Below are 14,795 nucleotides of genomic sequence, written 5' to 3'. Positions count from 1 at the left end.
AGGGGCAGGAGGCGGCGCAGACCGGCTCCGCAGGGGACGAGGAGGTGATCGGGAATGGACCAACGACGCGCTGACCCACGCGGCGCGCTGGTGCGTCCGTACGCGGTCACCCGTGGTCGAACGGAGCCGCGGCAGGACATCGCCCTCGAGGCCGTCCTCACCGCGTCTCCCACCCAGGTCGCCGAGTCCCGCTTCGCCGGGCATGACAAGCACCGCATTGCAACGGTCTGTGAAGGCCGAGCACAGTCGCTGGCGGAAATCGCCGCGTACACCCGGATGCCTCTGGGCGTCGCCCGGGTGTTGGTCGCCGACATGGTGGCCGAGAGCCTGCTGACGTTACACACTGCTGCTCCCGCCGAGGGGTTCGAGGAGCGGATGGAACTGCTTGGAAGGGTGCTAAGTGGACTTCGCAGGCTATGACCCCGCTGGGGGGGCGGCCGGGCCGGGGAATCGTCTCCGCGAAGATCGTTGTCGCGGGCGGCTTCGGCGTCGGTAAGACAACACTGGTCGGGGCGATCTCCGAGATCACACCGCTGACCACCGAGGCATTGATGACCGCGGCCGGTGTCGGCATCGACGACCCGTCCAAGGTGCCGGGCAAGGAGACCACCACGGTCGCCATGGACTTCGGCCGGATCACCATGGCCGAGGACCTGATCCTGTACCTCTTCGGTACACCCGGTCAGACTCGGTTCTGGTTCATGTGGGACGAGATCATCCGAGGTGCGGTGGGTGCCGCTGTGCTGGTGGACACCCGCCGGATCACCGATGCCTTCGCCCCGCTGGACTACTTCGAGAACCGCAACCTGCCGTACGTGGTGGCGCTGAACCGTTTCGACGGCGCTCCCCAGTACGAGCTGGATGAGGTCCGCGAGGCGCTGGCCATCTCGCCGCAGGTGCCGTTGGTGATGACCGACGCCCGACACCGGGACTCGGTCAAGCAGGTGCTGGTGACGGTGGTCGAGCACGCCATGCTCCGGCTCCAGTCCGAGCACGGGCGGGGCTTCCCCACGCCGGTCGGCTGAACAGTCGCGTCACGGCCGGCCGACGTGTGCCGGCCGTGACGCGTCAGTCGACCCGGAGTCGGTAGCCGCGCTTCACCACGGTCTGCACCACGCGAGGCGCGCGCAGGCCGGCGCGTAGGCGGGCGACGGCCATCTCCACCGCGTGCTCGTCCGCGCCCCGGGGCAGCGTCCGCAGCAGCGCCGTGCGGGACAGCACCCGGCCGGGGGACTGGGCCAGTGCCCGCAACACCGCCATCGGGGCTGGGGCGAGTGGCCGCAACTCGCCGTCGATCACTGCGGCGTGCCCGCGCAGCGTGAGCAGGTGGCCGCCGGCCTTGAACGTCAGGGTCCTGCGGGGCAGCTCGTCGACGATGGTTCGCACCAGCGCGCCCAACCGTGCCCGACCCGGCGCGCTCACCGGCACACCGTGCCGCAGCAGCGGCTCGGCCGTCACCGCGCCGACGCAGCTGGCCAGTACGTCGCTGCGGAACGCGGACACCACCGCGTCGGTACGGTCCCCGGCTGCCCGCAACAGTGCCTCGGCCGCTGGCGCCGAGGTGAAGGTCACCGCGTCCACCAGCCGGCCGGCGATCAGGTCGATCAGCCGGTGCAGCGGTGCCGGGTCGGTCGGCGGAGCCCAGCGGTAGACCGGCACCTCGATCACCGTGGCTCCGGCCGCCTCCAGCGCGAGCGTGCACTCGGGCTGCCGCTCACCATGCAGCTGCATGGCGATCACCTGACCGGCCACGCCGCGCCGGCGCAGGTGGTCGACCACCTCGTCGCAACTCTCCGAGGCCGGCGACCACTGGTCGTGCAACCCGGCCGCACGGATCGCGCCGCGCGCCTTCGGGCCACGCGCCACCACGTACGAGCTGGCCAGCACCGAGCGCAGCGGCTCGGCCAGCCCCCAGCCCTCGGCCGCCTCCAGCCACCCGCGCATCCCGATGCCGGTGTTGGCCATCAGGATGTCCGGCGGCTGGTCGAGGCAGGCGCGGGTCGCCTCGCGCAGCTCGGTGTCGTCGGAGAGCGGCACGATCCGCAACGCCGGAGCGAGCACCACCCGGGCGCCCCGCCGTTCGAGCAGCGCGGCCAACTCGTCGCGCCGCCGGTCGGCGGTCACCCCGATGGTGAATCCCGCCAGTTCTTCCCGCATCAACCCTCCTGCCGCAGCCGCACCTCGACCAGCCCGTCGCGGCAACGCGCGTCGTGCCGTGCCACGGCCACCCCGGGCACGTCGAGGCAGTGCCCGCTGCGGAGGTCGTACACCTGCTTGTGCAGCGGCGAGGCGACCGTCGGCACTCCGCCACGGCTGCCGACGATGCCCCGGGACAGCACGTACGCCCCGGAGACCGGATCGCGGTTGTCGATGGCGAACAGCTCGTCCGCTGTCCGGAAGAGAGCGACCTGCGCTCCGTCGACCAGGGCGGCGACTCCCCGGTCCGGTTCCAGCCGGTCCAGGGGGCACACGGCGGTCCAGCTCAGCGTGGTGGTCGGGATCATCGCCGTACCTCCGGTAGGCCCAGGGTGACCGGTTGCCGACGGTGACCGTCGGTCGCCGCAGGTCCGGCCGGGGGGTGGTCGCGTATCGGTACCGGCTGGCCGCGCTCCCGAGCGAAGGTGATCGACGGGTCCGGCACGTCGGGAGCGTTGACGAAGGAGGTGTAGCGGCGCAGCCGTTCCGGGTCTTCCAGGACGTCGCGCCACTCGTCGGAGTACGACGCCACGTGCTGGGCCATCGCCGCGTCCAGTTCGGCGCAGAGCCCGAGCGAGTCGTCCACGATCACCGAGCGCAGATGGTCCAGGCCGCCGTCCATCGCCTCGATCCAGCCGGCCGTGCGTTGCAGCCGGTCGGCGGTGCGGATGTAATAGATCAGGAACCTGTCGATCAGGGAGATCAGCGCTTCCGTGGACAGGTCGGTGGCGAACAGGTCGGCGTGCCGGGGCCGGAAGCCGCCGTTGCCGCCGACGTAGAGATTCCAGCCGGTCTCGGTGGCGATGATGCCGAAGTCCTTGCTGCGCGCCTCTGCGCACTCGCGGGCGCAGCCGGAGACCGCTGACTTGATTTTGTGTGGGGCGCGCAGCCCTCGGTAGCGCAGCTCCAGCGCGATGGCCAGCCCCACCGAGTCCTGTACCCCGTACCGGCACCAGGTCTCGCCCACGCACGACTTCACCGTCCGCAGTGCCTTGCCGTACGCGTGGCCCGACTCGAAGCCGGCGTCCACCAGCCGCCGCCAGATCTGCGGCAGCTGCTCCACCCGCGCCCCGAACAGGTCGATTCGCTGCCCGCCGGTGATCTTGGTGTAGAGCTGGAAGTCCCGAGCGACCTCGCCGATCACGATCAGCTTCTCCGGGGTGATCTCCCCGCCCGGAATCCGAGGCACCACCGAGTAGCTGCCGTCGCGTTGCAGGTTGGCCAGGAAGTGGTCGTTGGTGTCCTGCAATGACGCCTGCTCACCGTCGAGCACGTGCCCGCTGCCCAGCGAGGCGAGGATCGACGCCACCACCGGCTTGCAGATGTCGCAGCCGCGCCCCCGACCGTGCTCGGCGACCAGCCGGGAGAAGGTGCGGATACCGCGTACGCGGACGATCTCGAACAGCTCCCGCCGGCTGACGTCGAAGTGCTCGCAGAGCGCGCTGGACTGCGCCACCCCGGCCGCGTCCAGGAGCTGCTTCAGCGTCGGCACGCAGGAACCGCAGCTCGTGCCGGCCCGGGTGCACGCCTTCAACGCCGGCACGTCGGTGCAGCCCTCGGCGATTGCGGCGTCCACGTCGCCACGGGTCACCGCGTTGCAGGAGCAGACCTGGGCGGCGGCGGGCAGCGCCCCGGCGTCCGCCCCGCCGCCGTCCGGTGCGAGCAGCGCCAGTGGCGCAGCCGGCAGCGGACCGCCCACGCTGGCCCGCAGCGTCGGGTACGCGCTGGCGTCACCGACCAGCACCCCGCCGAGCAGGGTGTGCGCGTCGTCGGAGAGGACCAGCTTCGCGTAGACCCGGGTGGCCGGGTCGGTGAACGTGACGTCCAGGCAGCCCGGTGTCGCGCCGTGGGCGTCGCCGAACGAGGCCACGTCGACGCCGAGCAGTTTGAGCTTGGTGGCGGTGTCCGCACCCGGGAAGGTCGCCGCCCCGCCGACCAGCCGGTCGGCCACCACCTCGGCCGTCGCGTACCCGGGGGCGACAAGACCGTGGCAGGTGCCGTCGACCGCCGCGCACTCACCGACCGCCCAGATCCGTTCGTCGGCGCTGCGGCAGGTCGCGTCGACCAGCACCCCGCCCCGCGGACCCAGGGGCAGACCGGCGTCCCGGGCCAACTGGTCCCGGGGCCGGATGCCCGCGGCGACCACCACCAGATCGGCGTCGATGGCACCACCGTCGGAGAGTTCCAGGGCTGCCACACCGCCGTCCGGGCCGGATCGGATCGCCGTGGTCGCCACCCCGAGATGGGTCCGTACGCCCAACTCGTCGACGTAGCGGCGGAGCATCGCACCGCCGGCCTGGTCCACCTGCACCGGCATCAACCGGGGTGCGAACTCGACCACGTCGGTGCTCAGGCCGAGCAGCCGCAGGGCGTTCGCCGCCTCCAGACCGAGCAGCCCGCCGCCGATCACCGCGCCGACCGTTCGGCCCTGCGCGTAAGCACGAATCGCCGTCAGGTCGTCCAGGGTCCGGTAGACGAAGACCCCCGGCAGCTCCACGCCGGGCACCGGCGGCACGAACGCGTACGACCCGGTGGCCAGCACCAGCATGTCGTAGCGATATTCGCCCACGGCGGTGGTCACCACCTGCCGGGCCCGGTCGATGGCGGTGGCTGGCTCGCCGAGACGCAGCCGCACCCCGTCGTACGGTGTGTGCAGGTTGAGCTCGCTCTCACTCACCCCGTCGAAGTACGCCGAGAGCCGCACCCGGTCGTACGCCGGACGTCCCTCCTCGGCCAGCACGGTCACCCGCCAGCTGCCCTGTGGGTCACGGGCGCGCAGCGCATCGACGAAGCGCTGCCCGACCATGCCGTTGCCGATGACGATCAGATCGCCGCCGTTCATCGCGTCACCTCCACCGATTCCGCCTGGCTCAGCCAGTCGACGATGCCGCTCACCGCGTCCCGGCATCCGCCGCATCCGGTGCCGGCCCGGGTCGCCGCCACCACCGCGTCGACCGTCCGGGCCCCGGAGCGCCAACTGCGGACCAGCGCGCCCTTGCTCACCGTGTTGCACTGGCAGACCGTGGCCGCGTCCGGCATCAGTGCCGGTGACGCGGCCGGAGCAGCGCCGACCGCGCCGAGTGCCCGGCCCAGCAGCAGCGCCCGCCGGTCGGTCGGCACCGGGTGACCACGGTCGAAGAGCTGGATCACCGTGCCGACAGCAGGGTTGTCGCCGAGCAGGATCGCGCCGATCAGCCGCTCGTCCCGGATCCGCAATCGGGCGTACGTGCCTCGGGCCGGGTCGGTGAAGGTCAGCTCCTCGCCGGGCCCGCCACTGACCGCGTCGCCCATCGAGGCCAGGTCGATTCCGGCGGCCTTGAGTCGGGTCACCACCGGCCGGGGCCGGTACCGGGCCAGGGGTTCCGTCCCGGTCAGCACGTCGGCGAGCACCCGGGCCTGCGCCCAGGCGGGTGCGACCAGCCCGGTGAGCACACCGTCGTGCTCGGCGCAATCGCCGATCGCCGAGATGGACCGGTCGTTGGTGCGGAGCCGGTCGTCCACCACCACGCCGCGCCGGACGGTCAGCCCGGCGGCCTGCGCGAGGGCGGTGTCCGGGCGTACGCCGCAGGAGAGCACCAGCAGGTCGGCGCGCAGCGTGCGGCCGTTGGCCAGTTCGAGGCGAACGCCGGTGGCGTCGGCGGTCACGCCGGTCGCCGGCACCGCCAGCTGAATGGTCACGCCGAGACCGGCGAGCGTACCGGCGAGCACCGCGCCGGCCGCCGGGTCGAGCTGCCGTTCCATCAGGTGCTCCCGAGGGTGCACCACGGTGGTGACCAGACCCCGGGTGGCCAATCCTCGGGCGGCCTCCAGCCCGAGCAGCCCGCCGCCCAGCACCAACGCGCTGCGTGCCCCGTCCGCCACGGCGAGGATCCGTCGGCAGTCGTCCAGGGTCCGGAAGGGGACCACCCGCTCTGGCAGCTCGGTCGGGTCGAGGCCGGGCAGTGGCGGCACCACCGCTCGGGCGCCGGTGGCCAGCACCAGGTGGTCGTAGGAGATTCGTTCGCCGTCGTCGGTGCGGACCTCCCGGGCGGACCGGTCGACCGCGCTCACCGGTACGCCGGTGCGCAGGTCGATGCCGTGCCCGGCGGCCTCGGTCAGCTCCACGTCCGGCTCGTCGATCCGGCCGGCCAGCAGGGTGGAGAGCAGGATCCGGTTGTACGCGCGGTGCGGCTCGGCCCCGAGCACGGTGACCTTCCGGTCGCCCTCCCGGGCGTGCAGCTCACCGGCGAGGCGGGCACCCGCCATCCCGTTGCCGATGATGACCACCCGGGCGGTCATGCCTTCTCCACCCGAACCGCGCAGATCTTGAACTCGGGCATCCCGGAGATCGGGTCCACCGCGTCGTTGGTCACCGAGTTGGCGCGTTCCGCCCCCGCGTAGTGGAACGGGGCGAAGACGGTGTCGGGTCGGATCCGGGCGCTGAGACGGGCCGGCGCGCGGAACTCACCTCGGCGCGAGGTGACCCGCACCGGGTCGCCGTCGTCGATGCCCAGCCGGGTGGCCAGGTCGGGGTGCAACTCGACGAATGCCTCGGGTGCGGCGCGCCGCAGCGCGGCCACCCGGCGGGTCTGGGTGCCGGACTGGTACTGCGCCAGCACCCGGCCGGTGGTGAAGTGCAACGGGTACGCGGCGCAGACCTCCTCGGCGGCCGGCCGATGGTCGACGGGGTGGAACCGGGCCCGGCCGTCCGGGGTGGCGAACTCCTCGGCGAAGAGCCGTGGCGTGTCCGGCCCGTCCTCGGTCGGGCAGGGCCAGTAGACGCCGTCGGTGGCGTCGATCCGGTCCCAGCTGATGCCGGCGTAGTCGGCGGCCCCGCCGGCAGAGGCGCGGCGCAGTTCGGCGAAGACGGCCGCCGGGTCGGCCGGGAACCGAGCTGCGGCCTCGGTGGCCGCGGCCTCGTCGGGGGCCAGTCTCGCCGCCAGGGCGGAGATGATGGCCAGGTCGGTCCGGACGCCCGGCGGGGGCGGGCGTAGCGCGCGTCGCCGCAGCACCCGGCCCTCCAGGTTGGTCATGGTGCCGTCCTCCTCGGCCCACTGGGCGGTGGGCAGCACCACGTCCGCCAGCGCAGCCGTCTCGGAGAGCAGCAGGTCGGCGACGACAAGGAGGTCGAGGTCGCGTAACCGGCGCTCGATCCGGGTCGCCCGGGGCGCGGAGACCACCGGATTGGAACCGAACACCAGCAACGCCCGGGGGCCGCCCGGAGTGCCGAGCGAGTCGAGCAGTTGATAGGCCGGCACGCCCGGACCGGGCAGCTCGTCGGCCGGCACCCCCCAGACCCCCGCCACGTGCTCCCGGGCCGCCGGGTCGTCGATCCGCCGGTAGCCGGGGAGTTGGTCGGCCTTCTGCCCGTGCTCCCGCCCGCCCTGACCGTTGCCCTGGCCGGTGAGGCAGCCGTACCCCGATCCGTCGCGGCCCGGCAGGCCGAGGGCAAGGGCGAGATTGACGTACGCGGTGACCGTGTCCACGCCCTTGGCATGCTGCTCGGCACCGCGCGCGGTAAGGATGATCACCCGACCGCCGGTGCCCAGTGCGCGGGCGGTCGCCTCCAGGTCGGCCACCGGCACCCCGGAGAGCTGTTCCGCACGGGCCGGCCACCAGGCGGCGACACTGCGGCGGACCGACTCGAATCCGGCGGTGCGTTCGGCGACGTACGCCCGGTCGACCCAGCCCTCGGTGAGTGCGATGTGCAGCAGGGCGTTTGCCACCGCGAGGTCGGTGCCGGGCAGCGGTTGCAGGTGCAGGTCGGCCTGGCGGGCGGTGGCGGTGACCCGGGGGTCGACGACGATCAGCCGGCCGCCGTTGCGGCGCTGCTCGGTGAGCCAGCGCACCAGCGGCGGCATGGTCTCCGCCGGGTTCGCGCCGACCAGCAGCAGGGTGTCGGCCCGGCCCAGGTCAGCGAGCGGAAACGGCAGCCCTCGGTCGATGCCGAAGGCGCGCATCCCGGCCGCTGCCGCCGAGGACATGCAGAACCGTCCGTTGTAGTCGATGTGCCGCGTGCGCAGCCCGATCCGGGCGAACTTGCCCAGCGCGTACGCCTTCTCGTTGGTCAGGCCACCGCCGCCGAAGACGGCGACCGCGTCCCGGCCGGCGTCGTCCTGGATGGCGCGGATGCCGGCGACGACCCGATCGAGCGCGGCGTCCCAGCTCGCCGGGCGCAGCTCGCCGCTGGCCGGGTCGCGCACCAGCGGGGTGGTCAGCCGCTCCGGGTGGTCGAGCAGGTCGGCGGCAGTCCAGCCCTTCTGGCAGAGCCCACCCCGATTGGTGGGGAACTGGCGGGCGTGGACCGACACTCCGGTGTCGTCCTCGCGCAGCACCATGCCGCACTGGAGCGCGCAGTACGGGCAGTGCGTCGCCACCTCCCGGGGCGTCAGTCCCGGTCGAGTTGCCGGCCGTGCACCGTCTGTCATGTCGGGAAAGCGTGCCGCCGGGCAGTTTCCAGCCCGGGTCTCTTCTGTTTCGGTCCTGTCAAGTGGGGCTCACACCGCACAGGGACAGCGGGCGTGACGGGTGGCTGGTCGCGGTCGACCTGCCGTCCGCCAGCCGCGACCAGCGGAGTCGGTCAGCGCACGGCGCGGTGTGGTTGGCGGGTCAGGGACAGCCAGCCCAGGAACCGGGCGTGGCGGGTCACCCGACCCTCACCGGACCGCGCTTGACGGGCGTGCGGGTGGTTGGGCGACGGGCCGCCGGGCGGGCGGTTGAGTCGGTTCACCCGCCAGGGCGGAACGACGGTCCCTGGCGGCCAGGGCACGCCCGGCGACGGCGGCGGGGCCGCCCCGTGAGTGCTCGCCTCTGGAGATCTTGGACAGTTTCCGTTCTCGCGTAACGGAAACTGTCCAAGATCTGGGCAGGTCAAGGGCGGCCCCGGTGCGAACGCGTCCGCCGGCGGGACGCTGACCTTCGGACCGGCGGCATGGGCCGGCTTCGTAGACCTGGCGAAGGCGATCCGCCCCGTTGGCTAACCAGCGCAGCACGAACGGTTCCCGGCTCCTTCAACGCGCAGCGCTTATAATGTGGGAAATCTTTCTCGATATTTGGGAGGCTGCGATGAGCGTGACAGACGTCTTCGACGCGGTGGCCGGCACGTACGACGAGGCGCGTAGGCGGCTGGTGCCGTGCTTCGACGCCTTCTACGGCGCGGCCGTCCAGGTGGCCACGCCACCGCTACGCGCCGCGCTGGCGGCCGGTCGTACCCCCGAGGTGTTGGATCTGGGCGCGGGCACCGGTCTGCTCTCGCTGCTGCTCTCCGCGGCGGTGCCCGGAGTCCGGCTGACCCTGGTGGACGGAGCGCCGGCGATGCTCGCCCGCGCCACCGACCAGTTGAACGCCCGGTCCGTGCCGCACCGGACCGTCCGGGCCGACCTGGCCGACGAGTTGCCGCCCGGCCGGTACGACGCGGTGGTCAGCGCCCTGGCGATCCACCACCTGGATGACGCCGGCAAACGGGAGTTGTACCGGAGGGCCGCCGCCGCACTGGCACCCGGCGGGGTGTTCGTCAACGCCGAACAGGTTGCCGGCCCGACTCCGGCGTTGGACCGGCGCTACGACGAGGTGTGGCTGGAGCGGATCACCGAGCTGGGCGCGTCCCCCGACGAGATCGCGGCTTCCCGGGAGCGGATGCGCCACGATCGGCCGGCGACCGTCGCCGACCAGTGCCGGTGGCTCACCGAGGCGGGCCTGGTCGACGTCGACTGCTACTTCAAGGAGTGGCGCTTCGCGGTGTTCGGCGGTCGGGCCCGGTGAAGCCGGCGGAATGCGCGTTTCGACGCCGGTGGGCGAGCCGGTGAGCGCGTGGATGACTGGCGGTCATACCTGTGGGTAGTCTCAGCGGCATGACTGCCAAGGTGACTCTGTCGTTCACCGACGAGACGATCGAGGAGGCCCGGCGGTTCGCCAAGCGTGAGGGGCTGTCGCTCTCCGCGTGGATGGACCAGGCCGCCCGGGAGAAGGCGCTGCGCGAGGTCTTCACCGCGCACGCCGCCGCCGTGGGCCGTGCCGGTCTGGACCTGGAGTCCGCCGCCCTCGCCGACGCCCGCGAGGTGGGCATGGTCAACGACCTGCTCTCCGGCGGACGGCCGCGTGCTGCGTAGGGGAGAGGTCTGGCGCATCGAGGGTGCCCGGGAACGCCTCGGGCTCGTGATCAGCTCAGACGTCTACAACTCCACCGACGTGCCCATCGTGATCGTCGTCGAGGTGGTCGAGGAGTCGCTGCTGCGCGACTCGCCGCTCGCCGTGACGATGGGCCGGTACGTGGTGATGCCCGACCGCATCTCCTCGCCGATGAAGAAGTGGTTCACCGACTGCGTGGACGTCGCCGACACCGACACCATGCTCCGGGTCGGCCGCGCGCTGCGCATCCTCCAGCAACTCTGACCACGGACCGGGTGGCGCGCTCACTGTCGCCGCCGGCCCGTGGTGCGATCCCCGTTTCCCGGCCGACCCGCGACGGGCACTGCGAGGTAACCCGGCATTCCTAGCGTCTCTCCTCGTCACATCGACGAGAAGGAGCCGCCGTGAGCACGCTCACCAGCACCGCAGTCACCGCCGGGCCGCCAGTCGCCACCGGGCGTGGGCGCCGGCTCGACGACTGGCGCCCCGAGGACCCCGACTTCTGGCAGGCAACCGGCGCGCCGATCGCCCGGCGCAACCTCTGGGTCTCGATCTTCGCCGAGCACGTCGGCTTCTCGGTGTGGAGCCTCTGGTCGGTCACCGTGCTCTTCCTCGGCCCCGCGTACGGCATCGATCCGGCCGGGAAGTTCCTGCTCACCGCCGTGCCGGCCGCACTTGGCGCGGTGTTGCGGCTGCCGTACACCCTGGCGGTGGCCCGCTTCGGCGGGCGACGCTGGACGATCATCAGCGCACTGCTGCTGCTGGTGCCCACGGTGCCGATGACGGTGCTGCTGGAACCCGGGGTGTCCTACTCCACCCTGATGGTGCTCGCCTGCCTCACCGGGGTCGGTGGCGGCAACTTCGCCTCCTCGATGGCGAACATCAACCTGTTCTACCCGTCTCGGCTCAAGGGCCGGGCCCTCGGGCTCAACGCCGGCGGCGGCAACCTGGGCGTACCCGCGGTGCAGTTGGTCGGGCTGGCGGTCCTCGCCACCGCCGGTGCCGCGTACCCCCGGTTGGTGCCGGCGGTCTACCTGCCGCTGATCGTGTTGGCCGCGCTGGCGGCGGCCCGCTGGTTGGACACCGTGCCCGGGGCGCGCAATGAGCCGGGCGCGTTGCGCGAGGCGGCGCGCGACCCGCACACCTGGGTCATGTCGCTGCTCTACATCGGCACCTTCGGCTCGTTCATCGGGTTCGGTTTCGCCTTCGGTCAGGTGCTCCAGCTCCAGTTCGCCGAGCGGTTCCCCACCCCGGTCGACGCGGCCTGGTTGACCTTCCTCGGCCCGTTGGTCGGCTCGCTGATCCGGCCGCTGGGCGGGCACCTCGCCGACCGGTTGGGTGGGGCCCGGGTGACCTTCTGGAACTTCGTGGCGATGGCGGCCGGCGCGGGCGCCGTGCTGTTCGCGGCCCGGGAGCGCTCGTTCGGGCTCTACCTGGCCGGGTTCCTCGCCCTCTTCGTCTTCTCCGGCATCGGCAACGGCTCCACCTACAAGATGATCCCGGCGATCTTCCGGTTCCGGGCGGCGGACGCGGTGGCCGCCGGCCGCCGCGACCCGGAGGCCGCCGCGCGTTGGGCGCGGCGGATGACCGGCGCGTTGATCGGCATCGCGGGTGCGATCGGCGCCTCCGGCGGGGTGCTGGTCAACATCGCGTTCCGCCAGTCGTTCCTCGGCTCCGGCAACGCCGACGCCGCCTACCTGGCCTTCATCGGCTGGTACGCGTTGTGTTTCGTGATCACGTGGGTCGTCTACCGTCGTCCGGGCGCCGATCGGCTCGCCGGCGTGTGAGGTAGGTCACGGTCGGCGTGTCGCCGCGCGTGACCGCACCCCCGTTTTGACCTGCGGACGGGGCGCCGGGTATCGTTGCCTGCTGTTGTACGACATCCAGAGGCGTGCCCTTTCAGGTACGCTTGGTCGTTCGTGCGCGCTGGTCCGGCCTGCAAGATCTGGTCACCTCGGCGCGCGACCCCAGACCGACGACGAGACAAGGTAGACCTGTGCGTACGTACAGCCCAAAGCCGGGTGAGATCGAGCGTCAGTGGCACGTCATCGACGCCTCTGATGTCGTGCTGGGCCGCCTGGCCACCCACGCCGCCACGTTGCTGCGTGGTAAGCACAAGCCGACTTTCGCGCCGCACGTCGACACGGGCGACTTTGTCGTCATCGTGAACGCGGGCAAGGTTGCGCTGACCGGCAACAAGCGGCAGACCAAGATCGCCTACCGCCACTCCGGTTACCCGGGTGGTCTGAAGCAGATCGGCTACGAAGAGCTGCTGACCAAGCGCCCCGAGCGGGCCATTGAGCTGGCCGTGAAGGGGATGCTCCCGCACAACAAGCTCGGCCGTCAGCTGATCACGAAGCTGAAGGTTTACGCCGGTGCCGAGCACCCGCACCTCGCGCAGCAGCCGGTGCCGTTCGAGATCAAGCAGATCGCGCAGTGAGCGCGGGCGAAGGAAGCAGCATGACCGACATCACCGAGACCGAGGTTGCCCCGGAAGTTCCCGAGGCCACCGAGGCACCGGCGCCCGTCGCCCGCGCGCCTCGTGGTGACCGGCCGATCCAGACCGTGGGCCGCCGCAAGGAGGCCATCGTCCGGGTCCGTATCGTCCCGGGCACCGGCAAGATCACCTGCAACGGCCAGGACCTCGAGGCGTACTTCCCGAGCAAGGTGCACCAGCAGCTCATCAAGGACCCGCTGGTCACCGCCGAGAAGCCCGAGCAGTTCGACGTCATCGCCAACCTGCGTGGCGGCGGCACCACCGGCCAGGCCGGTGCGCTCCGGCTGGGCATCGCCCGTGCGCTGATCATCAACGATCCGGACGACCGCCCGGCCCTGAAGAAGGCCGGCTTCCTGACCCGGGACGCCCGGGTCAAGGAGAGCAAGAAGTACGGCCTCAAGAAGGCCCGTAAGGCTCCCCAGTACTCGAAGCGCTGATCTTCACCAGCGCGTTGTACTTCTGACGGACGGCCGGTCCGCCTCCCCGCTACGGGGAGGTGGGTCGGCCGTTTCGCTTTCTCCACATCGGCAGTGCGCAACGGAGGTTGGCGGGTATGGGTCGGTTGTTCGGCACGGACGGCGTACGCGGGCGGGCAAACGCGGATCTCACCCCCGAGTTGGCACTTGCGCTGGCCGTGGCCGCCGCGCACACACTCGCCGAGACGGACCGCAGCCATCCGCCGCTCGCGGTGGTCGGCCGGGACACCCGCGCCAGCGGGGAGATGTTGGAGGCCGCAGTGGTTGCCGGGCTGACCAGCGCCGGCGCCAACGTGGTCCGGGTCGGCGTGCTGCCCACCCCCGCGGTGGCGTTCCTCACCGCCGAGGCCAAGGCCGACCTCGGGGTGATGCTCTCCGCGTCACACAACCCGATGCCGGACAACGGCATCAAGCTCTTCGCCGCCGGCGGCCACAAGTTGCCCGACGAGATCGAGCTGAAGATCGAGGCGGCCGTCGAGACGAACGCCACCACCGCCTGGGACCGGCCGATCGGCGCCGGCGTCGGCCGCGTGCACGACCTGCTCGATGGCGCGGACCACTACGTCCAGCACCTGGTCGGCACGGTGCCGCATCGGCTCGACGGGATCAAGGTCGTGGTCGACTGCGCCAACGGTGCCGCCGCCGAGGTCGCCCCGGTCGCCTACCGGGAAGCCGGCGCGGAGGTCATCGCGATCCACGCGGAGCCCAACGGGCTGAACATCAACGACGACTGCGGCTCCAACCACATCGAGGCGCTGCGGGCCGCCGTGGTCGAGCACGGCGCCCACCTGGGCATCGCCCACGACGGCGACGCCGACCGCTGCCTGGCGGTCACCGCCGACGGCGACGAGGTCGACGGCGACCAGGTGATGGCGATCCTCGCGCTGGCCATGCGGGATGCCGGCACGCTCACCCAGGACACCCTGGTGGCCACCGTGATGAGCAACCTCGGGCTGCGGTTGGCCATGTCCGCGCAGGGCATCCGGCTGATCGAGACCAAGGTCGGCGACCGGTACGTGCTGGAGGAGCTGCGCGCCTCCGGGCTGGCGCTCGGCGGTGAGCAGAGCGGCCACATCGTCATGCCCGCACACGCCACCACCGGCGACGGCGTGCTCACCGGCCTGCACCTGATGGCGCGGATGGCGGCCACCGGCCAGACCCTCGCCGAGCTGGCGTCCGTGGTCACCAAGCTGCCCCAGGTCCTCATCAACGTGCCCGTCGGTGACCGGACCGTCGGCGCCAACGCGCCCGCCGTCCGCGCCGAGGTCGAGCGGGCCGAGGCGGAACTGGGCGAGACCGGCCGGGTGCTGCTGCGCCCGTCGGGCACCGAGCTGCTGGTCCGCGTAATGGTCGAGGCGGCCACCGAGGCGACCGCCCGCGAGGTAGCCGAGCGAATCGCCGAGCAAGTCCAAACCGCCAGCCCCACAACCCCTAGCCCCACCCACCCCACCCCGCCCCACCCCGCCCGCCGCCCGCCCCCGCCCCCGCCCGCCCCCAGCCCCCAGCCCCCGTCGATCTAG

At 72.1% G+C, this 14,795-nt stretch carries 12 protein-coding genes and 2 pseudogenes; 9 read left to right on the top strand and 5 right to left on the bottom strand.

Annotation, left to right across the window (positions count from 1 at the left end; all coding sequences use genetic code 11):
• Positions 1-54: 54 nt before the first annotated feature.
• Both PCA76_RS28750 and PCA76_RS28745 read left to right on the top strand, forming a co-directional pair.
• Complete coding sequence (locus PCA76_RS28750) at positions 55-420, top strand: DUF742 domain-containing protein (protein ID WP_007465174.1); 366 nt, start codon at positions 55-57, stop codon at positions 418-420.
• A pseudogene (locus PCA76_RS28745) lies at positions 401-1,025 on the top strand (GTP-binding protein). The gene PCA76_RS28750 and the pseudogene PCA76_RS28745 overlap by 20 nt, the downstream one beginning before the upstream one ends.
• 43 nt (positions 1,026-1,068) lie before the next feature.
• On the opposite strand, the gene PCA76_RS28740 reads toward PCA76_RS28745, so the two are convergent.
• The 5 genes from PCA76_RS28740 to PCA76_RS28720 are packed head-to-tail and all read right to left on the bottom strand — an operon-like array spanning position 1,069 to position 8,603.
• Positions 1,069-2,157 carry a uroporphyrinogen-III synthase gene (locus tag PCA76_RS28740; protein WP_272613557.1) on the bottom strand — a complete coding sequence of 363 codons (1,089 nt, stop codon included), beginning with the start codon at positions 2,155-2,157 and terminating at the stop codon, positions 1,069-1,071.
• On the bottom strand, positions 2,157-2,501 hold the full coding sequence (nirD, locus tag PCA76_RS28735) for a nitrite reductase small subunit NirD (RefSeq protein WP_272619704.1): 345 nt from the start codon (positions 2,499-2,501) through the stop codon (positions 2,157-2,159). The genes PCA76_RS28740 and nirD overlap by 1 nt, the downstream gene beginning before the upstream one ends.
• Complete coding sequence (gene nirB, locus PCA76_RS28730) at positions 2,501-5,038, bottom strand: nitrite reductase large subunit NirB (RefSeq protein WP_272613556.1); 2,538 nt, start codon at positions 5,036-5,038, stop codon at positions 2,501-2,503. The genes nirD and nirB overlap by 1 nt, the downstream gene beginning before the upstream one ends.
• The gene (locus tag PCA76_RS28725) at positions 5,035-6,474 is read right to left on the bottom strand and encodes an FAD-dependent oxidoreductase (protein WP_272613555.1); all 1,440 of its coding nucleotides are present in this window, start codon (positions 6,472-6,474) and stop codon (positions 5,035-5,037) included. Before PCA76_RS28725 ends, nirB begins: the two co-directional genes overlap by 4 nt.
• Positions 6,471-8,603, bottom strand: a complete 2,133-nt coding sequence (locus tag PCA76_RS28720) for a molybdopterin oxidoreductase family protein (protein ID WP_272613554.1) — start codon at positions 8,601-8,603, stop codon at positions 6,471-6,473. Before PCA76_RS28720 ends, PCA76_RS28725 begins: the two co-directional genes overlap by 4 nt.
• A 637-nt stretch (positions 8,604-9,240) precedes the next feature.
• Here PCA76_RS28720 and PCA76_RS28715 point away from each other — a divergent pair.
• The 7 genes and pseudogenes from PCA76_RS28715 to glmM all read left to right on the top strand — a co-directional run.
• Positions 9,241-9,936 carry a class I SAM-dependent methyltransferase gene (locus tag PCA76_RS28715; RefSeq protein WP_272613553.1) on the top strand — a complete coding sequence of 232 codons (696 nt, stop codon included), beginning with the start codon at positions 9,241-9,243 and terminating at the stop codon, positions 9,934-9,936.
• 89 nt (positions 9,937-10,025) lie between these two features.
• The gene (locus PCA76_RS28710) at positions 10,026-10,283 is read left to right on the top strand and encodes a DUF6364 family protein (RefSeq protein ID WP_088950199.1); all 258 of its coding nucleotides are present in this window, start codon (positions 10,026-10,028) and stop codon (positions 10,281-10,283) included.
• On the top strand, positions 10,273-10,566 hold the full coding sequence (locus tag PCA76_RS28705) for a hypothetical protein (RefSeq protein WP_110563057.1): 294 nt from the start codon (positions 10,273-10,275) through the stop codon (positions 10,564-10,566). Before PCA76_RS28710 ends, PCA76_RS28705 begins: the two co-directional genes overlap by 11 nt.
• 140 nt (positions 10,567-10,706) lie before the next feature.
• A complete protein-coding gene (locus tag PCA76_RS28700) occupies positions 10,707-12,089 on the top strand; it encodes an MFS transporter (RefSeq protein WP_272613552.1) in 1,383 nt (460 codons plus the stop codon).
• Positions 12,090-12,298: 209 nt separating this feature from the next.
• Entirely contained in the window at positions 12,299-12,742 is a 444-nt protein-coding gene (gene rplM, locus PCA76_RS28695) for a 50S ribosomal protein L13 (protein ID WP_272613551.1), read from the top strand.
• Positions 12,743-12,762: 20 nt separating this feature from the next.
• Positions 12,763-13,236: a 30S ribosomal protein S9 gene (gene rpsI, locus PCA76_RS28690; protein WP_272613550.1), complete on the top strand. Its 474-nt coding sequence runs from the start codon at positions 12,763-12,765 to the stop codon at positions 13,234-13,236.
• 116 nt (positions 13,237-13,352) lie between these two features.
• A pseudogene (gene glmM / locus PCA76_RS28685) lies at positions 13,353-14,705 on the top strand (phosphoglucosamine mutase); the annotation flags it as partial.
• Between the last annotated feature and the right edge of the window lie 90 nt (positions 14,706-14,795).

The sequence above is a fragment of the Micromonospora sp. LH3U1 genome (assembly GCF_028475105.1).
In the GTDB taxonomy this organism is placed as follows: domain Bacteria; phylum Actinomycetota; class Actinomycetes; order Mycobacteriales; family Micromonosporaceae; genus Micromonospora.
Note: the sequence above shows the minus strand (reverse complement) of the source record. Positions and strands in the feature narration are given on the sequence as shown.